We start from the raw sequence: 17,558 nt of genomic DNA on the forward strand, positions 1-17,558 counted from the left end.
CCTTCTCTCCCGGAGGTCATCGATGATCAGATCCGTACGATGGCGGGGCTCGTCGCGCCGGCTGGCTGCCGGCGCGACGGCCCTCGCAGCCATCGCAGCCGTGGGGCTCGGCACCGCCGCCCAGGCACATGCCGACCCGGCCGTCGCCCGGGCGACCGCCTTCGCCCAGGCGTCCAAGGAGTTCGGCGTTCCGGAGTCGCTGCTCGAGGCGCTGTCCTACTCCCAGACCTTGTGGGACGCCCACGACGGCCAGCACAACACCGACGGCGGCTACGGCCCGATGAATCTGATCGACGGCACGCTGTTCGCCGACGACGGTGCCGGCAAGACGGCCGCCGCCGGGCAGCCGACTTCCGTGGACTCACTCGGCCAGGCGGCCACACTGCTCGGCGTTGGCCGCAACCAGGTGCGTACGAACCCGGTCACCAACATCCGCGGCGGAGCCGCACTGCTGGCCCACGACCAGAAGTCGCTCGGCCTGGCCACCGGCGCCGACACCGATCCCGGCCAGTGGTACGCGGCCGTCGCGAAGGTCGGCGGCTCGGCCGATCAGTCCACTGCCAGGACCTTCGCCGATGACGTCTACGCGGCGCTGGCCGGCGGCGCCTCCCGGACTACCGACGACGGCACCCGGGTCACCATGGTCGCTGACCGGACGACGCCCAGGACGGCACAGTTGAGCAAGCTGAAGCTCGCCGGAGCGACCCAGAGCTCCGCCAAGAAGAACCCCAACGTCGAGTGCCCGGCGAGCCTGGACTGCGAGTGGATCCCGGCGCCGTACGAGCAGTACGGGACCGGGTCGGGCGACTACGGCAACTACGATCTCGCGCCGCGCGACACCCCCGCCGGCCCGACCGTCGACTACATCGTGCTGCACGACACCGAGGCCAGCTGGGACACCACCCTGCAACTGGTGCAGGATCCGACCTACCTCGGCTGGCACTACTCGATCCGGTCCTCCGATGGCCAGGTCGCCCAGCACATCGCGACCAAGAACGTCGGCTGGCACGCCGGCAACTGGTACATCAACCAGCACTCGATCGGCGTCGAGCAGGAAGGCTTCGCCGCCCAGGGTGCGACCTGGTTCAGCGAGTCCCTCTATCGCAACTCGGCCCGGCTGGTCCGCTACCTGGCCCAGAAGTGGAACATCCCGCTGGACCGGGCCCACATCCTCGGCCACGACAACGTGCCAGGGATCAACGCGGCAAATGTTGCGGGCATGCACTGGGATCCGGGTCCGTACTGGAACTGGGAGCACTACTTCGACCTGCTGGGCGCCCCTTTGCAGGCTCGGCACGGCAAGCCGTCCAGCCAGATCGTGAGGATCCTGCCGGGCTTCGACGACAACCAGCAGCCGGTGACCGGATGTACGACCGTGGGGCAGCCGTGTGACCCGCAGGGCACCAACTTCGTCTACCTGCACACCGAGCCGAGCCAGGATTCTCCGCTGGTCAAGGACATCGACATGCATGCCGGCGGTGACAGCACTACCGACGTCGCCGATGTGGCAGCGCGTGCGGCGGCGGGTCAGGACTATGCGGTCGCCGGCCGGTCGGGGAACTGGACGGCGATCTGGTATCTGGGCCAGCAGGCGTGGTTCTACAACCCGAAGAAGCATCCGACGGCGATCGCCTACGGCGGTTACCTGATCAAGCCGAAGCCCGGAGTGGCGGCGGTCACGACCTACGGCCGCGCCTATCCCGAGTCGTCGGCCTATCCGGCCGGCATCCCGGACCAGGGCACGGCGTCGCTGGACTATCAGCTGCTGGCCGGGCAGTCGGCCGTGCTCAGTGATGCCACGGTGTCGACCGACTACTACCGGGCGGTCACCTTCGACGGCACGCCGCCGACCGATCACATCGACATCCGAGGCACGACGAAGTATCTGCAGATCTCCTTCGGCCACCGGATCATGTACGTGAAGGCGGCTGACGTGGACATCGTCCCGGCGCGATGATCGGCTTCCCGGCCCGCTGCGACCCAGCGGGCCGGGACCCGGTCTTCCGGGTTACCGATGTGGCGTCACTGCTGGGCGCGGGATGCCGAGGCGATGCCGTACGCGAAGAGCGCGACGACATCCATCAGGATGACCACGAGCCAGAAGACGGCCCAGTTCGGCGGGGTGACGTACGACGCACCGTCGGCGCCGTAGGCCGAACTCGGCCCGGGCGTCGGTGCAATCGTGAGCGCCAGGCCGATGAACCCGGTGATCAGTACGGCGAACAGGAAGGCTCCGATGCCTTCGAGAATCAGTTTGGACCGCCGCTGCGGGTCCATGGCCGCCCGGGACTTGGGTGCGGTTCGCCGATCGGTATGGCGGTGGCTGTGCAGGAATGACGGCGTTGCGTGCGAGACAGACATTGTCAGCGTCCCTTCCTGTCGGTGGTTGACACCGGCGTCGATGACAGGTGGGTTGATTCCGCTGGACGGCCGGTCAGCTCGTGGGCCGTCCCGGTGACAGGGTTGCTGTCTTGTTGTTGCTGTCTTGTTGTTGTCTCGGTTACCCACCTTACGCCCGGGAAACGACCGGCCAGCAGATCTCGGTCCGGGATTCCGGGGCGCCGAAGCGTACGTCCAGGGCATCGGCCGCCGGGTCGATCGGGAGGTAGCGCTCCCGGATCAGGCCCGGCGCTCCGATCACCTGCTCGCTGACGTATCTCCCGAGCTCGCCGTAGGCGCGGTCAGCCTCGTGGTGTGATCCGTGGTGGGTGAGCACCGCGTAGTCGCCGCCCGGGATCGTCACTGCTGCCACACCCGGCGGCGGGTCGACGGCCGGCGTCGGGACGAACAAGGTCATCCGCCCGAACTCGTCGCTGACCAATTCGCGCTCGAAGACTCCACCCAGCGGGCCGGTGACCGGGATCGCCTTCCGGCGAGCGGCGGTGATCAGCCGGTCCAGCGAGTCGGCGAACCAGGCTCCAAGATCATCAGAACCCACGGCACTGCTGATCGACCAGGCGGGCAGCGCGTCGAATGTCTGGAAGCTGACATCAACAGCCGCCGGGTGCGGCGACAGCAGGTCCCGCAGCGCGGCGACGGTGTCCGCGGTCTGGCGTAGGTGTGCCTCCATCCGGTGCAGATGCGCTGTCAGCAAGGCATTGCGGCTGTCCTCGTCCGGTGCGGCCAGGACGGCCTTGACCTCGGGGATGCCCATCCCGAGATCACGGAACCGGCGGATGAGTTGCGCGGTGCCGATCTGGTCGGTGGCGTAGTAGCGGTAGCCGTTGTGCTGGTCGACCTCGGCCGGCTCGAGGAGACCGAGCTCGTGGTAGATCCGCAGCGCCTTCCGGGACAGGTTGGTCATCAGCGAGAATTCGCCGATCGGCACCAGCGTCGACATGATCACGGCTCGATCGTCAGGTGCACGATCTGATCGTCGAGGACGGCGAAGCGGTAGTGCAGGTCGGCGACCCCGCCGGGGAAGTTCCCTTCCAGGTGCATGGTCAGACCGTACGTGTTCGGCCCGGTGGCGCCTGCATCGGTGATCTCCTGGGTGTAGGTCCATTCGCTCGCCGGGCCGTTGCGCCAGGCGCTGATGGCATCCCGGCCGAAGTAGGCGTGGCCGTCGTCGATGACTGTCGCCGCGGGCGCGAAGGTCGCTGCCAGAGCAGCGGCGTCGGCCGACTCATCGGCCGCCAGGTAACGCTGGACCGGTGCTGGTGCGCTCGTTGTCGATGTGCTCATCTGTCGTCTCCTGATCGTCCTGGACGCCGCCCGGTGCGGCGCCGTGATCAGGCTCCGGCTTGCCCCGGGGGCAAGGTCAAACCGTGCGGTCGAAACTCGGAGGTTCCGCCGGATGGCGGACTCGTACCACCGGAATCGCCCCAGTCGGCGGTGGTCGGAGCCGGTGTGGTCCGGGAAGGATGGTCTGTGAAATCTCAACGAGGAGGTACCTGGATGACCACCGTCGAAGAACGTGCGCTGCCGCGGCCGCCGTACGATCCCGAACTGCTGCCGATGCTGGAAGCGGCGGCCCAGCAGGGCCTGCCGTCCAGCATCACGCCGGAGATGATCGCGCCGATGCGCGAAACCGGAAACGACGGCTGGGCACCGCCGATCGAGGAACTGATCGCTGATCGTCCGATCGTGCACACCGAGCGGACGGTGCCGGGACCGGCGGGTGCGCCGGACATCATCCTGTCGATCCTGACCCCGGCCGAGCCGTTGGCGGCCGCACCGGCGATCTACCACACCCACGGTGGCGGCATGATCATCGGCAACCGGCACGACGGCGTCGCGGGCTTCCTCGACCTGATCGAGCAGCACAAGCTGGTGCTGGTCAGTGTCGAGTACCGGCTCGCGCCCGAGCATCCTGACCCGGCGCCGGTGGAGGACTGTTACGCCGGTCTGGTGTGGACCGCCGAGCACGCCGACGAGCTCGGCATCGATCCGAGTCGGTTGATCATCGGCGGCGCGAGTGCCGGCGGCGGCCTGGCGGCCGGGGTCACCTTGCTGGCTCGTGACCGGGGAGGCCCGGCACTCGCCGGGCAGCTGCTGCTCTGTCCGATGCTGGACGATCGCAACATCACAGTCTCCAGCCGGCAGTACCAGGGCATCGGGGTCTGGGACCGGACGAGCAACAAGACCGGTTGGGACGCGCTTCTCGGCGAGGGGCACGAGAGCCGGGACGTCTCGGTGTACGCCGCCCCGGCCAGAGCCGATGATCTGCGCAACCTACCGCCGGCCTTCATCGACGTCGGATCGGCGGAGGTCTTCCGGGACGAGGACATCGACTATGCCTCCCGGATCTGGGCGGCCGGCGGTCAGGCCGAACTGCACGTGTGGGCCGGCGGTTTCCACGGCTTCCAGCTGATGGGCGGCCAGGCGGCGGTATCGGTCTCGGCCCGCGGTGCTGCCGAGGACTGGATCCGCCGGACGCTGTCGCTGTGAGGACCGGCGGTCTCGGCGAAGCCGGCCTGAGCGTTGTCACTGCGGTGTAGCGTGTCAGCACCATGCAGGAGCTGCTCGGGCGGTTGCAGACGCTCGATCCGCAGGCCGGCGCAGAGCTGCGGATCGTGGCGCACTTCGATGTGCTCGTCGCCTCCCACGTCGGACCCGAAGCACTGTTGAGAGCGGCGGTCACGCTGGCCGGTTGCCCGGCCGGTTACGCCGACCGGCGGACAGTGATCATCATCGACGGTGCGGGACATCGTCGGACCGACGGCGGTCCGGTCGGACTCCGCCGGTCGGTCCCCGGACGTGCTGGCGCATGCGTATGGCTGGATCGTGCCGGCGAGCCGCAACCCACCGACGAGATGATCATCGAACGACTCGCGCTCGCCGTCTCCGTGACCGAACAGCGGCGGCTGGAACTGCAGCAGCCGCTGCTGGTGTTGATCGACCCGGACGCATCCGAGGAGGACCGCCGCGCCGCCGGGGCCCGACTGCGGCTGAGCGGCCGCAATGATCTCCGGATGGTGGCCCTCGCCGAGCACGACCCGCTGCCGGACGGTGTCACCGGTGTCAGCGTTGCGATCGGTCCGGACCGCTGGCGGGCCGTCCTGGACCTTGATCAACAGCACTATCGGCTGGCGGGGCTGGGCGTCCGCGGGGCGGTGGACGAGCTGCCGACATCCTGGCAGACCGCCGTAGCGGCGCGCCGCCTGGCAGGCAGGCTGTTACCTGTCGTGGACGCCGAGGATCTCGGCATCCTGACCACGCTGGCGGATCACCGCGCCGATGATGCTCATGATCATGGTCGCGGCCGGCATGCCGATCATCGCCGGCTGGCTGCGGTGATCGAGGAGGTCCCCTGGGCCGCGATCACCGTCGAGGCGCTGATCCTGACCGGGAGCCGACGCTCTGCTGCCTCGGTCCTGGGGGTGCACCATGCGACGCTGCAGGCCAGGGTCGAGCGGCTCACGACGTTGCTGGGCTACGACATCACCGCACCGCTGGGCAACCACCGGCTGATGGTCGGCTACCTGTCCTACCGCCTGGCCTGACCGGGCCGCGGCCCCAGGATCAGGACTGCCTTCGAAATCAGGACTGCCTTCGAAATCAGGACTGGGGCCGGCGGGCCATCGCGAGCACGTCGAGTGCGGCGTCCAACTGCTCCTCGGTCAGCTTGCCGTCGGCGACGAATCCCTTGTCGATCACGACTTCGCGGATCGTACGACCCTCCTTGAGCGCCTGCTTGGCGACCGCCGCGGCGTTCTCGTAGCCGATGTAGCGGTTCAGCGGCGTCACGATCGACGGCGACGACTCGGCCAGCTGGCGGTCGTGTTCGACATTGGCGGTGATGCCGGCAATGCACCGGTCGGCGAAGAGGGTGCTGACATTGGCCAGCAGTCTGATCGATTCCAGGATGTTGCGGGCGATCACCGGGAGCATGACATTGAGCTCGAAGTTGCCTTGGGCACCGGCGAGGGTGATGGTCGTGTCGTTGCCGATCACCTGCGCCGACACCATCACGGTCGCCTCGCAGAGCACCGGGTTGACCTTGCCGGGCATGATCGACGAGCCGGGCTGCAGATCGGGGAGACTGATCTCGCCGAGCCCGGAGCGTGGCCCCGAACCCATCCACCGGATGTCGTTGGCGATCTTGGTCAGGCTGACCGCGATGGTCTTCAGCGCCCCGGAGGCCTCGACGATGCTGTCCTGGCTGCCCTGGGCCTCGAAGTGGTTGCGCGTCTCGACCAGCGGCAGCCCGGTCTGCTCGGCCACGATGCTGATCACGGACTCGGCGAAGCCCGGCGGAGTGTTGATGCCGGTGCCGACCGCTGTGCCTCCCAGCGGCAGTTCGGCCACCCGCGGCAGTGTTGCCTGGACCCGTTCGATCCCGTTGTTGATCTGTGCGGCATAGCCGCAGAATTCCTGCCCCAGCGTGACCGGCGTGGCGTCCATCAGGTGCGTACGGCCGTTCTTCACCACCTCGGCGAATTCCTCGGCCTTGGCCGCCAGCGTGTCGCGCAGGTGTTCCAGGGCCGGCGCCAGGGTGTTGATCAAGCCGTCGGTGGTGGCGATGTGGATCGCGCTCGGGAACACATCGTTGGACGACTGTGAGGCGTTCACGTGATCGTTGGGATGGACCGCGCTGCCCAGGATGCTGCTGGCCAGCGAACTGATCACCTCGTTGGCGTTCATGTTGCTCGAGGTGCCGGAACCGGTCTGGAACACATCGATCGGGAATTCGCCATCGTGCTGCCCGTCGGCTACTGCGGACGCGGCCTCGACGATCGCAGCGGCCATCGCCTCGTCGATGACGCCCAACCGCGCGTTGGTCGTCGCGGCCGCACCCTTGATCCGGGCCAGTGCTGCGATCAGCGCCGGGTCGATCGGCCGGAAGGAGATCGGGAAATTCTCCACCGCTCGTTGGGTCTGGGCCTTCCACAGCGCGGCGGCGGGAACCCGCACCTCGCCCATGGTGTCGTGTTCGATCCTGACGTCGTCGTTGGAGCCCGAGGCGCTTTCGCTCATGAGCACATTCTTACCCGACAGCCTGGGGATGGCAGGATGGGGCCGTGGCACAGGCAAGGAGACCGGCGGGCAATCGGGACATGTTCCTGTCGCTGCTGGTGATCCTGGTCCCGCTGGCGATCATCGTGGCGTTCTTCACCCGGGGCCCCAGTGATGCGAAGGTGGCGACGGTCAACTGGCGGCCGGTCGCGGCGCAGGCCCGCCAGCAAGCGCCGTACGCAGTCCTCACTCCGATCGAGCTGCCGGCCGGGTGGCGCGCCACCCGGGTCTCGTGGACCAAGATCGGTCAGCCGGATCCGACCGGCCAGGAATCGGTCCGCAACCAGTGGCAGCTCGGTGTGCTCACCGATTCAGGCCTCTACATCGAGCTCGACCAGGGCGACCAGTTGCCCAATGACATGGTCGCCGCCGTCTCCCGGGAGGGCGAACCCGACGGCACCAGCACCGTCGACGGTCAGACCTGGAAGCGCCTGGTCACCGACGACAACCGGACCCGGTCGCTGGTGCTCAGCGCGCCGCATGTGACATCGATCGTGAGCGGCGACGTCGACTACTCCCTGCTGGAGACCTACGTCGGCTTACTGCACTCTGAGACGAAGTCGTAGCGTCGCGCCTGCCGATCGCGATTGTTGGTCAGGTTTGTTGATCGCCGGCGCGGCGGGCGGCCTCGACCGTCTCCTTCGCCCCGTCCAGCCACTGCTGACAGACGGCGGCGAGCTTCTCGCCCCGCTCCCAAAGGGCGAGCGACTCGGCCAACGGGGCGCCGCCGGACTCCAGCCGCTGGACGACCGCGACCAGTTCCTCGCGAGCCTGCTCGTAGCTCAGCTGGGAGAGATCCTCGGTGTCGGGGGATTGCTCGGTCATCACTGGTCCAATTCTTGCCGGTCGGGGTCAGGCTGGTCGGCGTCGGGCTGTTCTTGGTCGGTCAGGTGGCGCTCGGCAACCGTCAACGACAGCCGCCCGGATGCCAGGTGTGCGGTCAGCGCATCGGCCTCGCGCACCTGGCCGGCAGCGGTCACGGTGACGGCGTCCTGATCGACGAGGATCGCGTATCCGCGCTCCAGGGTTGCCTTCGGCGACATCGCCCTGACCCGTGCCAGGGTGTGATCGATCGTCGACGACTCGGCGGACAGCAGGTGGCTGATGGCCCGATAGCCGCGGTGTCGCAGTGTGGTGAGCTGTTCGTAGCGCAGGTCGAAACTTGCGGTCGGGTCGGTCAGCACCGGCCGGCTCCGGGTCGCGGTCAGGAACTCCTGCTGACGCTCGATGATCTTGGTGATGGCCGCCAGGCCGCGGTCCCTCGCCTGCCGGACGCGCTGCGACTCCTCGGTCACATCCGGGACGATCCGGCGCGCGGCATCGGTCGGCGTCGAGGCCCGGACATCGGCGACCAGGTCCAGGATCGGCTGGTCGCTCTCGTGGCCGATCGCGCTCACCACAGGAGTTCGGCAGGCGGCGACAGCACGGACCAGACCCTCGTCGGAGAAGGCCAGCAGATCCTCCAGCGAACCACCGCCGCGCGCGATCACGATCACGTCGACGCCCGAGTCGCGGTCGAGCTGCTGCAGCGCGCCGATGATCTCCGCGGCCGCCTGCGGACCCTGCACCAGGGTGTTGCGGATGTCGATGCGGACTGCCGGCCAGCGGCGCCGTGCGTTCTCGACGACATCGCGCTCGGCCGCGCTCTGCGCCCCGGTGATCAGACCGACCGTCCTCGGGAGGAAGGGCAGCGGCTTCTTGCGGACCCGGTCGAAGAGGCCCTCGGCCTGCAACAGCCGTTTGGTCTGCTCCAGCCTGGCCAGCAGCCGGCCCTCGCCGACCGGTCTGACCTCCTCGCAGTAGAAGGAGAATCTGCCCGTCGGGCTGTAGTAGGTCGGCCGGACCTTGGCCGCGACCGTCGCCCCCTCCGAGAGGGGACCGGCGAGGTCGAGATTGGCGGGGGAGATGGTGATGCTCGCCGAGACGTCGGCCAGCTTGTCCCGCAGGGTGAGGAAGACCGTACGCGACCCCGAGCGCCGGTTGATCTCGATCAACTGACCCTCGACCCAGACCCAGCCCAACCGCTCCACCCAGCCTTTGACGGCATGGGCGACCACCCGCAGCGGCTGCGGGTTGTCCGGCGAGGAGTCCATCGGCATGGCCGAGACGATAGTGCGCCCCGCGGACAACGACCGAAACAGGCGGTCGAACATGGTCGTTACGTACTTGTTCGTAACGAACATGTTCGTTACGCTGATTCGTGTGAGCGAGTCACGAACGAGCCGGCGCGAGCGACCGGCCAAACCGGCCCTGACCCGGGAAGGCATCATCGCTGCCGCCGTCGCCATCATGCGGACGGAGGGCCTGCAGCGGGTCACGATGCGGCGGCTGGCCACCGAACTCGACACCGGTCCCGCTTCGTTGTACGTCTACGTCGCCAACACCGCTGAGTTGCACGCCGCGGTCCTGGATGAACTGCTCGGCGAGGTCGAGCTGGGCGGCGCATCGGGGGACTGGGCTGACCAGCTGATCGGGGTCCTCACCTCCTACGTCGAAGTCCTGACGGCAAATCCGCAACTGGCCCGGACCGCTGTCGCCACCCGGCCGAACGGGCCGAACTACCTGCGACTGGTCGACCGGATCCTCGGGCTGTTGGCCGACGGCGGCGTCGCCAGGACCCGCGCCGCCTGGGGTGTCGATCTGCTGCTGCTGGCCGGGACCGCGCACGCGGCCGAGCATGCCGGTGCCGGCGCGACCGCCGACCAGGAGTGGGAAACCCTGGGGCAAACGCTGTCGACGGTCGATCCCCGCCGCCACCCACACATCCACGAGCTGTCCGATCTGCTGCTCGCCGGGAGTCACACCGAACGGCTGACTTGGAGTTTCCAGGCTCTGATCGAGGGCCTCAGCCGGACCGAAGTTCCGGGCGAGTGATCACCGACCACAGCCCGGCACACCACCCCACTGACCTTGGAGGAATCATGACTGACGACCCACAAGCCGAGCATGTGCCGATCGCGATCATCGGCGCCGGCATGTCCGGCCTTGCCTTGGCCGCGGTGCTGCGCGCCAACGGCGTCGAAGCGACGATCTTCGAGGCCGAAGCCTCCGCCGACGCTCGTACCCAGGGCGGCATGCTCGACATCCACGAGGACACCGGCCAGGCCGCGCTGCGTGCCGCCGGGCTCTACGACGGCTTTCGTGCCATCGTCCACCCTGGTGGCCAGGAGCTGCGACTGATCGACCGCAGTGGCCGGATCCGCCACCAGCACAGCGATGACGGCTCCGGCGGCCGCCCCGAGGTCGACCGCGGTGATCTTCGTACGCTGCTGCTCTCGGCCCTCGGGCCCGACACTGTCCGCTGGGGTCACAAGATCACCGCTGCCCGGCCGCTCGGCGACGGGAGACACGAGGTGATCTTCGCCGCCGGCGGCTCGGTGATCGCGGATCTGCTGGTCGGCGGCGACGGCGCCTGGTCCCGGATCAGGCCGCTGCTGACCGATGCGCTGCCGGCCTACGCAGGGATCTCCTTCGTCGAGACCGACCTGCAGGATCCTGACACTCGTCACCCGGAGGCGGCGGAGCTGCTCGGCGGCGGGTTCGTCATCGCGCTGGACGGCGAACGCGGAATACTCGCGCACCGGGAGACCGACGACAGCCTGCACGTCTACACCGCCGTGCGCGCCCCGGAAGACTGGCTGGACGGCATCGACTTCCACCGCACCGAAGCCGCCGCGGCGGCGGTCTTGGCGAGCTTCGGTGACTGGCACCCCACCCTGCAGTCCCTGGTCACCGACGCGGACGGTCCGGCAGTGCCCCGCAAGATCCACGCGCTCCCCGCCGGAACGCGCTGGGACCACCGGTCCGGTGTGACACTGATCGGGGACGCCGCGCACCTGATGTCTCCCTTTGCCGGCGAAGGAGCCAACCTGGCGCTGTTCGACGGTGCCGAGTTGGCAAGGCGGATCATCGAGCAGCCCGACGACCTCGACGCCGCGGTGCAGGCGTACGAGGGGGAGATGTTCGCCCGAGCCGCGGACATGGCCGGCCAGACCGACGCCCAGATGAGACTGATGTTCTCCCCGGGCGCGATGGACAACCTGGTCGCGCTGTTCGAGGGTTTCGCCGCCGAGCAACCGCCGCAGTAGCCGGCGGTCGGATCGACCGGCCGGCGCTCATACACTGGCGGCATGCCTCAGCTCGATCTCTCCACCGACCAGCCGCACACCGACTCGACCGGCCGGCGGGTCGTCGTGGCTGCGCCACGCGGCTATTGCGCCGGCGTGGACCGGGCTGTCGTCACCGTGGAACGGGCGCTGGAGACGTACGGAGCACCGATCTACGTCCGCAAACAGATCGTGCACAACAGGCACGTCGTGGAGACGCTCGAGCAGCGCGGCGCGATCTTCGTGGACGATCTCGGGTCGGTTCCTGAGGGGGCCACGGTAGTCTTCTCCGCCCATGGTGTCTCGCCGGCGGTCCGGGACGAGGCCAGGGGACGCGGACTCAAGACGATCGACGCCACCTGCCCGCTGGTCACCAAGGTGCACCACGAGGCCAAACGCTTCGCCCGGGAAGACCTGGACATCCTGCTGATCGGCCATGCCGGCCACGAGGAGGTCGAGGGCACGACCGGCGAGGCGCCGTCCAACATCACCCTGGTGCAGTCCCCAGCCGACGTCGACTCCCTCGAGGTCCGCGATCCGTCCAAGGTCTCCTGGCTCAGCCAGACGACGCTGAGCGTCGACGAGACCATGGAGACCGTTCGGCGGCTGCGGGAGAAATTCCCGGACCTGATCGACCCGCCGAGCGACGACATCTGTTACGCCACGTCGAATCGACAGGCAGCGATCAAGCAGATCGCCGATCATTCGGATCTGGTGATCGTCGTGGGTTCGGCAAACTCGTCCAACTCCGTACGCCTGGTCGAGGTCGCGTTGGAGGCCGGGGCCACGGCGGCCTACCGGGTCGACAACGCCGGCGAGATCGCCGACGAGTGGCTCGACGGGGTGCGCAGTATCGGGATCACCAGCGGAGCCTCGGTTCCCGATGATCTTGTGCAAGGAGTGCTCGATCACCTGCAGCGCAAGGGATTCCCGGTTGCGACCGAAGAGCGACTGACCGAGGAGTCCCTGGTCTTCGCACTGCCTCCGGAGCTGCGTCGTGATCTTCGAGCGGGTGCTTCGGCCGACTGATCCTCAGCTGCCGAGGGACTGGAAGTCCTCCAGCAACCTCCCGATGTGCGCACCCATCTCCACCTGCGTCAGCAGCACTGCGACCGTGCCGTCGGGGTCGACGTAGAAGTCGGTGCCCAGGCCACCGGACCACCCGTAGCGGCCCTGCCGGGATCCGGTGGTGTGGATGATCACGCCGTAGCCCCAACCCATCCCGTCCCAGAAACCGGGAAAGAAGAAGCTCTCCGGTGTCTTGCAGTCGGCGGGCACCTGGTCGCTGGTCAGCTGCCGGAGATGGTCGGGAGAGAGCAGCGGTCGTCCGTCGATCTCGCCGCCGCGGGTGAGGACGCTGAGGAATCGGCCGAAGTCGGCGGCGGTGGAGACGAGCTCGCCGTGACTGACGTCGAAGGGTGGCGGCCCCGCATAGAAGCCGCCGCCGGCCGGCTCAATCTCGATCCACCCGGTCTCGCCGTAGCGATAAGCGGCTGGCAGCCGGTCGAGCTTGTCCTCGGGCACCCACATCGCCGTGTCGCTCATGCCGAGCGGCTGCAGGATGTCGGCCGCCAGTTGCTCACCGAGCGGTCGGCCGGTGATCCGCGAGATCAGGATTCCCAACACCCCGAAGGAGTGGTGATAGCGCCAGCCTCCTCCCGGCTGGAAGGCCAGCGGCAGGTCGGACAGCCGGCGCAGCCATTCGTCGGCCCCGAAATCGACCGGATCCGATCCGGCCTCCGTGCCGTTGGCGGTCATCGCCCGCTGCAGCGGTGACGATTCCATGATCATCCCATAGCCGGAGGTGTTGGTCAGCAGGTGCCGAAGCGTGATCGGTCGGGTTGCCGGGACGGTGTCGTCCAGCTCCGCCAGCGGAGTCCGCAGCACCTGCCGATCATCGAGCTCGGGCAGCCATTCGGTCAGCGACCCGTCGAGCTGAAGCCGTCCCGATTCGACCAGGCGCAAGGCTGCGACGGCCTCGATGATCTTGGTCATCGACTGGATCCGGACGATCGCGTCCGTAGGCATCGGCGGGCCACCGATCGACGCCGCGCCGGCGCTGACCGGCTCGGTGCCGTCCCCGGCGTCGACCAGCGCGACAGCGCCGGGAATCGTTCCGGCGGCTACATGACGGTGGAGCAGTTCGTTGACCGGTGAGTTCACCCGCCCAACTCTGCCAGGAGTCAGTGGCGTCCGGGGCGGGTCGGGAGTCGGGTGCTGTTGTCGTTGAGGATGGACTGAAGCTCGCGCAGACCATCGGTGATCGTCTCCAGCTCCTTCTGCCGCTGTCGCAGATACTCGGCCGCGAGCTGGTGACGGCGACTTTCGGCGACAAGGTCGAGGACGGCATCGGCGTCTTGTTCCAGCTGCGGCTGGGCGTGTTCGGCCCGGAGCAGCTGTGACAGCCGGTTGACATCGGTCTGGTAGGCGAACAGGGCCCGGGCACGATCGCGTACGGCGGTGAGATCGGTCGTGAGATCCTCGGCGTACTGCCGGTAACGGGCAGCCACCGGTGTGTCGCGCAGGGCGTCGGCCTGTGCGCTGAATTCGGCAATCTTGGCGGCGATCCGGCCGAGGTAGTCGTAGATCTCGGTCGCCTCACGAAGCGGATCGACCTCGAGTTTGTGTTCTGGCAGCCACGAATCCGACCAGGCGTTGGAGGTGATGATGCCCAGGGCGATGTCGCCCGGCTCGGTTCCGGCGAGCGCGAATCCGATCCGATTCTTGGGCTGGCCCTCGGGGAGCGAATCGAGCGCGTCCCGAAATCGACCGTACGCGGCGCCCAGCTGCGCGATCTCCGCCTTCTCCTGGTTGGAGACTCCGGGTGGATAGCTCGGGCGGCGACGCGGAGCTGGGTGGTAGTCCTTGGTGGACAGCAGAAGGGTCAAGATCGCAACCCCGACGCCTGCCAGCACGATCAGGATGTTGATCGGCCCCATGCCGGCGAAGGCACGGTGGAAGACGATCGGCGAGACGATCAGGATCAGCGCGATGCTGCCGCTGACGACGTGCGCCGGGAGATTCTCGACCGCGTGGTGCGGGCCGGCCGGGCGGAAATCCGCAACCTTCCAGGTATGGGTCGGTCGAACGGGAATTTTGGCGGCAGTCGATCGACTGCCGCCGCTGCCTCGAGATGGTTCGACCATGATTGTGCCTCCGGAACCAGTATGCGGCCAGGACGGTTCGTTCGGCCAGCACCTTGTGGTCGTACGGAATTGCTGTGGTTGGGCGTTCCCGCGGGACGCGGTGTGGACACTGATGATCTCACCGATCAGCGCAGATCCTTCTTGTAGTACGTGGCCGATTCGGCGTATCCGATGGCACGGTAGAAGTCGTCGGCCCGGCGCGTTGCGACGGCGACGTAGCGGGCGTCGGCGGTATGCCGGGCACATTCCTCGAATCGCTCCATCAGCCGACGTCCAAGTCCTGTCCCTCGTTGGCCGGGGTCGACGTAAAGCTCCTCCACCCAGCCGATGTTGCCGTTGGCGTGGAAGGCGGGATGGGTGAGTCCGTAGAGATAGCCGACAAGACCGGAATCGGTTTCGGCAACGATGAGGTATCGGTTCGGGTCGTCGAGGATGTCGGCCAGGACCTGCGTGAACGCTTCGCGGCGTGGTGTTGCGGAAGTGGCCAGGAGTCGGGCCATCCCGAACAACTGCTCGGCGTCGGCGAACGAAGCCGTGCGGAGTGCGGGCTCGGGTCTCATGGTCGCTTCGATGCCGTCAGCAAATAGGTCGCCGGGAGGCGGGTGGCTCCTGCCCCGAGGTGAGGGTAGTTCTCGGCATCCGGAAATTCCTCCAGCGAGCGCACTGTCAACCCGGCATTCACGACGGCACGGACGACGGCCCCCAGGTTCCACACGTAGCTGACCGGCACCTGCGCCGGGGCTCCGATCTCCCGGGTGATTTGAGGAGCCTTGTCCGGGTCCGGGTAGCCTTCGCGGGCGGCGTGGAAGTAGTCCCCGCTGACCGAAAGTGTCCCGTCCTTACCGGCGGACAGGATCTCCCACAGCGGATGGTGTTCGCTGATCACCAGCAGCCCGCCGGGATTCAACCGACCCGCCAGCGATCGGGCCCAGGCCTCGAGGTCGGGCACCCAGCAGATGCCGCCCCAGGAGATGTAGATGAGGTCGAAGTCGGTCAGTGCGTGATCGAGCGCCATCATGTCCTGCTGGACGAAGTCGATCGTGACGCCGACCTGGTCTGCCTTGGCGCGTCCGATCTCCAGATGGCTGGGCGCGATGTCGACCCCGGTGACCCGGGCTCCGAGCTGGGCGAAGGTGATCGCCTCATCGCCCATGGAGCATGCCAGGTGCATTACCCGGCGATCGCGGACCTCACCGATGGCGGCCAGCTCCTGGTCCGTCAGAGCGTTTCCGCCCTGGCGGAAGAAGTCGACGGGCTCCCCGTGGCGGTGCGGTGCCAAGGCCTCCCAGTACGCCGAATTCCGGGTGGTGGTCTTGTCCCATGCGTCAGTCGTCACAGGCATCGAACCTAGTTCGAACAACGAGGTCGTGCACGTGGGTTTCATGGTGGGGAACCGCTTAGCCGACCGGTAGCCCGATGCGGTCCCGTTCCAGCGCCCCACGGAGCTGCGCGAGTGCCTCGCGGGCGGGAGTGAGCCGGTCGGGAGCGACAGCCGGTGTCACCAGCTCGTTCAGTCGTCGGGAAAAAGTCGCCTCGGCTTCTGCCACCAGCCGTTCTCCTTTGGCGGTGAGGCGCAGCAGGGAAGAGCGCCCGTCGGCGGGATTCGGCGTCCGCCTGATCCAGCCGCGTGCCACCAGCCGGTCGCAGCCCTTGCTGGTCGCACCGATCCCGGCCGCGAAGTTCGTCGCCACGTCGGCCACGCGGCAACCGGGGTGATCGCGTACGTAGCGCAGGAACTCGAACTGGGACGCAACGATGCCGTGTTCGGCTCGCAGTGTCTCACCGATGGCGTTGTAGATGCGGGTCTCGCACCGGACCAGATCATCGAAGAAGCCGTCGAGCTCGTTTGAGGAACTAGATGCCATGGCATATAGTCTATCTAGTACATGCCAGGGCATGTACTTGCCCGGACCAAGGAGATGATCATGAGCAGGAAGCAACGACAGGAACTTGACGCCGAGCTCAAGCGGGCGCCCCAGCCGGCCGGTCCGCTGACGATCGACGAGGCACGGGCCGGTCTCGCGGCGCTGATGGGCAGCTTCACCGTGCCTCCAGGTATCCGTCGTACGCCGACGACGCTCGGCGGCAGGCCGGCCGTTCTGGTCGAGCCCGAGAGCGGGGCGAAGCCCGGAACGATCTTGTATTTCCACGGCGGATCGTTTTCCCAGGGCTCACCCGAGACCGCGATGGTGCTGACCGCGAACCTGGTTCTGCGCACCGGGATCCCAGCGATCTCACTGGACTACCGGCTTGCCCCTGAGCATCCGTTCCCCACCGGTATCGCGGACTGCCTGGCGGCGTACCGGGCACTGCTCGACAACGGGCTGGATCCGGAATCTGTCGTCTTCGCCGGCGATTCCGCAGGTGGCGGGCTGACGGTCACCACCTGTCTCGCTGCGCGCGATGCAGGGCTGCCGATGCCCGTGGCGATCGCCACCTTCTCGGCCGGACTCGACCAGACGCGGACGGGCGCCAGTATCGGCACCAAGCAGGGCATCGACCCGTTCTTCACGGCGGACGGGCTTCGCTGGACTGGCGATCTCTACCTCGCCGGACAGGATCCGAGCCAGCCGCTCGCCTCGCCCGCGGTGTTCGCCGATCTCACCGGCTTCCCGCCGATCCTGCTGCAGGTGGGCACCAACGAACTCCTGCTGGACGACTCCGTACGACTGGCCGAACGGGCCCGGGAAGCCGGCGTCGACGTCATCCTCGACATCACCGCCGACGTGCCGCATGTCTTCCAGGCATGGGCGGACACGCTGGACGAGGCGGATCAGGCATTCGACCGCGCGGCGCTCTTCGTCTCCCAGCACGTGCACGCGAATTGATCCGGAACGGCCACGAGCGC

Annotated in this window: 19 protein-coding genes; 8 read left to right on the forward strand and 11 right to left on the reverse strand. The window is 67.7% G+C overall.

The features are described from left to right. Window positions 1-22: 22 nt before the first annotated feature. Window positions 23-1,957: an N-acetylmuramoyl-L-alanine amidase gene (locus IEY07_RS00455; RefSeq protein ID WP_188893214.1), complete on the forward strand. Its 1,935-nt coding sequence runs from the start codon at window positions 23-25 to the stop codon at window positions 1,955-1,957. Window positions 1,958-2,022: 65 nt separating this feature from the next. Here the strand turns inward: IEY07_RS00455 and IEY07_RS00460 are convergent, their stop codons facing one another. The 3 genes from IEY07_RS00460 to IEY07_RS00470 all read right to left on the reverse strand — a co-directional run bounded on the left by IEY07_RS00460 (window position 2,023) and on the right by IEY07_RS00470 (window position 3,684). Next, entirely contained in the window at window positions 2,023-2,361 is a 339-nt protein-coding gene (locus tag IEY07_RS00460) for a hypothetical protein (RefSeq protein WP_188893215.1), read from the reverse strand. 148 nt (window positions 2,362-2,509) lie between these two features. Next, window positions 2,510-3,340 (reverse strand): MerR family transcriptional regulator, encoded by an 831-nt coding sequence (locus IEY07_RS00465; protein WP_188893783.1) that lies wholly within the window; start codon window positions 3,338-3,340, stop codon window positions 2,510-2,512. 2 nt (window positions 3,341-3,342) lie between these two features. After that, entirely contained in the window at window positions 3,343-3,684 is a 342-nt protein-coding gene (locus IEY07_RS00470) for a nuclear transport factor 2 family protein (RefSeq protein WP_188893216.1), read from the reverse strand. A 213-nt stretch (window positions 3,685-3,897) separates the two neighbouring features. Here IEY07_RS00470 and IEY07_RS00475 point away from each other — a divergent pair, with 213 nt between their 5' ends. Both IEY07_RS00475 and IEY07_RS00480 read left to right on the forward strand, forming a co-directional pair. Continuing rightward, window positions 3,898-4,890 (forward strand): alpha/beta hydrolase, encoded by a 993-nt coding sequence (locus IEY07_RS00475; RefSeq protein ID WP_188893217.1) that lies wholly within the window; start codon window positions 3,898-3,900, stop codon window positions 4,888-4,890. Window positions 4,891-4,952: 62 nt separating this feature from the next. Next, entirely contained in the window at window positions 4,953-5,945 is a 993-nt protein-coding gene (locus IEY07_RS00480; RefSeq protein WP_188893218.1) for a helix-turn-helix domain-containing protein, read from the forward strand. Window positions 5,946-6,000: 55 nt separating this feature from the next. Here IEY07_RS00480 and IEY07_RS00485 read toward each other — a convergent pair whose 3' ends face one another. Further along, on the reverse strand, window positions 6,001-7,419 hold the full coding sequence (locus IEY07_RS00485; protein WP_188893219.1) for a class II fumarate hydratase: 1,419 nt from the start codon (window positions 7,417-7,419) through the stop codon (window positions 6,001-6,003). 44 nt (window positions 7,420-7,463) lie between these two features. On the opposite strand from IEY07_RS00485, the gene IEY07_RS00490 reads away from it, so the two are divergent. Continuing rightward, complete coding sequence (locus IEY07_RS00490; RefSeq protein ID WP_188893220.1) at window positions 7,464-8,024, forward strand: DUF4245 domain-containing protein; 561 nt, start codon at window positions 7,464-7,466, stop codon at window positions 8,022-8,024. A gap of 28 nt (window positions 8,025-8,052) precedes the next feature. Here IEY07_RS00490 and IEY07_RS00495 read toward each other — a convergent pair whose 3' ends face one another. Both IEY07_RS00495 and xseA read right to left on the reverse strand, forming a co-directional pair. Further along, on the reverse strand, window positions 8,053-8,283 hold the full coding sequence (locus tag IEY07_RS00495; RefSeq protein ID WP_188893221.1) for an exodeoxyribonuclease VII small subunit: 231 nt from the start codon (window positions 8,281-8,283) through the stop codon (window positions 8,053-8,055). After that, window positions 8,283-9,557 carry an exodeoxyribonuclease VII large subunit gene (xseA, locus tag IEY07_RS00500; protein ID WP_188893222.1) on the reverse strand — a complete coding sequence of 425 codons (1,275 nt, stop codon included), beginning with the start codon at window positions 9,555-9,557 and terminating at the stop codon, window positions 8,283-8,285. The genes IEY07_RS00495 and xseA overlap by 1 nt, the downstream gene beginning before the upstream one ends. Before the next feature lie 103 nt (window positions 9,558-9,660). Between xseA and IEY07_RS00505 the strand changes: the two genes are divergently transcribed. The 3 genes from IEY07_RS00505 to IEY07_RS00515 are packed head-to-tail and all read left to right on the forward strand — an operon-like array spanning window position 9,661 to window position 12,593. Continuing rightward, the gene (locus IEY07_RS00505; RefSeq protein ID WP_229669580.1) at window positions 9,661-10,332 is read left to right on the forward strand and encodes a TetR/AcrR family transcriptional regulator; all 672 of its coding nucleotides are present in this window, start codon (window positions 9,661-9,663) and stop codon (window positions 10,330-10,332) included. 47 nt (window positions 10,333-10,379) lie between these two features. Further along, complete coding sequence (locus IEY07_RS00510) at window positions 10,380-11,546, forward strand: FAD-dependent oxidoreductase (RefSeq protein ID WP_188893224.1); 1,167 nt, start codon at window positions 10,380-10,382, stop codon at window positions 11,544-11,546. A gap of 42 nt (window positions 11,547-11,588) precedes the next feature. Beyond that, entirely contained in the window at window positions 11,589-12,593 is a 1,005-nt protein-coding gene (locus tag IEY07_RS00515) for a 4-hydroxy-3-methylbut-2-enyl diphosphate reductase (protein WP_188893225.1), read from the forward strand. A gap of 3 nt (window positions 12,594-12,596) precedes the next feature. Here IEY07_RS00515 and IEY07_RS00520 read toward each other — a convergent pair whose 3' ends face one another. From IEY07_RS00520 to IEY07_RS00540, 5 genes are all read right to left on the reverse strand, one after another. Next, window positions 12,597-13,727 (reverse strand): serine hydrolase domain-containing protein, encoded by a 1,131-nt coding sequence (locus IEY07_RS00520; RefSeq protein WP_229669581.1) that lies wholly within the window; start codon window positions 13,725-13,727, stop codon window positions 12,597-12,599. A 20-nt stretch (window positions 13,728-13,747) separates the two neighbouring features. Then, window positions 13,748-14,710, reverse strand: coding sequence for a hypothetical protein (locus tag IEY07_RS00525; protein WP_188893226.1), 963 nt, complete (start codon window positions 14,708-14,710; stop codon window positions 13,748-13,750). 125 nt (window positions 14,711-14,835) lie between these two features. Next, the gene (locus tag IEY07_RS00530; RefSeq protein ID WP_188893227.1) at window positions 14,836-15,270 is read right to left on the reverse strand and encodes a GNAT family N-acetyltransferase; all 435 of its coding nucleotides are present in this window, start codon (window positions 15,268-15,270) and stop codon (window positions 14,836-14,838) included. After that, complete coding sequence (locus tag IEY07_RS00535) at window positions 15,267-16,046, reverse strand: class I SAM-dependent methyltransferase (RefSeq protein WP_188893228.1); 780 nt, start codon at window positions 16,044-16,046, stop codon at window positions 15,267-15,269. The genes IEY07_RS00530 and IEY07_RS00535 overlap by 4 nt, the downstream gene beginning before the upstream one ends. 61 nt (window positions 16,047-16,107) lie before the next feature. Further along, window positions 16,108-16,575: a MarR family winged helix-turn-helix transcriptional regulator gene (locus tag IEY07_RS00540; protein ID WP_188893229.1), complete on the reverse strand. Its 468-nt coding sequence runs from the start codon at window positions 16,573-16,575 to the stop codon at window positions 16,108-16,110. A gap of 60 nt (window positions 16,576-16,635) precedes the next feature. Between IEY07_RS00540 and IEY07_RS00545 the strand changes: the two genes are divergently transcribed. Continuing rightward, window positions 16,636-17,538, forward strand: coding sequence for an alpha/beta hydrolase (locus IEY07_RS00545; protein WP_188893230.1), 903 nt, complete (start codon window positions 16,636-16,638; stop codon window positions 17,536-17,538). Window positions 17,539-17,558 lie beyond the last annotated feature (20 nt).

Source organism: Microlunatus endophyticus (assembly GCF_014646195.1).
Classification (GTDB): domain Bacteria; phylum Actinomycetota; class Actinomycetes; order Propionibacteriales; family Propionibacteriaceae; genus Microlunatus; species Microlunatus endophyticus.

Excerpts from the sequence above, each read along its gene's own strand:
- IEY07_RS00455 (WP_188893214.1), top strand. The coding sequence starts at position 23 with ATGATCAGATCCGTACGATGGCGGGGCTCGTCGCGCCGGCTGGCTGCC.
- IEY07_RS00460 (WP_188893215.1), bottom strand. The coding sequence starts at position 2,361 with ATGTCTGTCTCGCACGCAACGCCGTCATTCCTGCACAGCCACCGCCAT.
- IEY07_RS00465 (WP_188893783.1), bottom strand. The coding sequence starts at position 3,340 with ATGTCGACGCTGGTGCCGATCGGCGAATTCTCGCTGATGACCAACCTG.
- IEY07_RS00470 (WP_188893216.1), bottom strand. The coding sequence starts at position 3,684 with ATGAGCACATCGACAACGAGCGCACCAGCACCGGTCCAGCGTTACCTG.
- IEY07_RS00475 (WP_188893217.1), top strand. The coding sequence starts at position 3,898 with ATGACCACCGTCGAAGAACGTGCGCTGCCGCGGCCGCCGTACGATCCC.
- IEY07_RS00480 (WP_188893218.1), top strand. The coding sequence starts at position 4,953 with ATGCAGGAGCTGCTCGGGCGGTTGCAGACGCTCGATCCGCAGGCCGGC.
- IEY07_RS00485 (WP_188893219.1), bottom strand. The coding sequence starts at position 7,419 with ATGAGCGAAAGCGCCTCGGGCTCCAACGACGACGTCAGGATCGAACAC.
- IEY07_RS00495 (WP_188893221.1), bottom strand. The coding sequence starts at position 8,283 with ATGACCGAGCAATCCCCCGACACCGAGGATCTCTCCCAGCTGAGCTAC.
- xseA (WP_188893222.1), bottom strand. The coding sequence starts at position 9,557 with ATGCCGATGGACTCCTCGCCGGACAACCCGCAGCCGCTGCGGGTGGTC.
- IEY07_RS00510 (WP_188893224.1), top strand. The coding sequence starts at position 10,380 with ATGACTGACGACCCACAAGCCGAGCATGTGCCGATCGCGATCATCGGC.
- IEY07_RS00515 (WP_188893225.1), top strand. The coding sequence starts at position 11,589 with ATGCCTCAGCTCGATCTCTCCACCGACCAGCCGCACACCGACTCGACC.
- IEY07_RS00525 (WP_188893226.1), bottom strand. The coding sequence starts at position 14,710 with ATGGTCGAACCATCTCGAGGCAGCGGCGGCAGTCGATCGACTGCCGCC.
- IEY07_RS00530 (WP_188893227.1), bottom strand. The coding sequence starts at position 15,270 with ATGAGACCCGAGCCCGCACTCCGCACGGCTTCGTTCGCCGACGCCGAG.
- IEY07_RS00540 (WP_188893229.1), bottom strand. The coding sequence starts at position 16,575 with ATGGCATCTAGTTCCTCAAACGAGCTCGACGGCTTCTTCGATGATCTG.
- IEY07_RS00545 (WP_188893230.1), top strand. The coding sequence starts at position 16,636 with ATGAGCAGGAAGCAACGACAGGAACTTGACGCCGAGCTCAAGCGGGCG.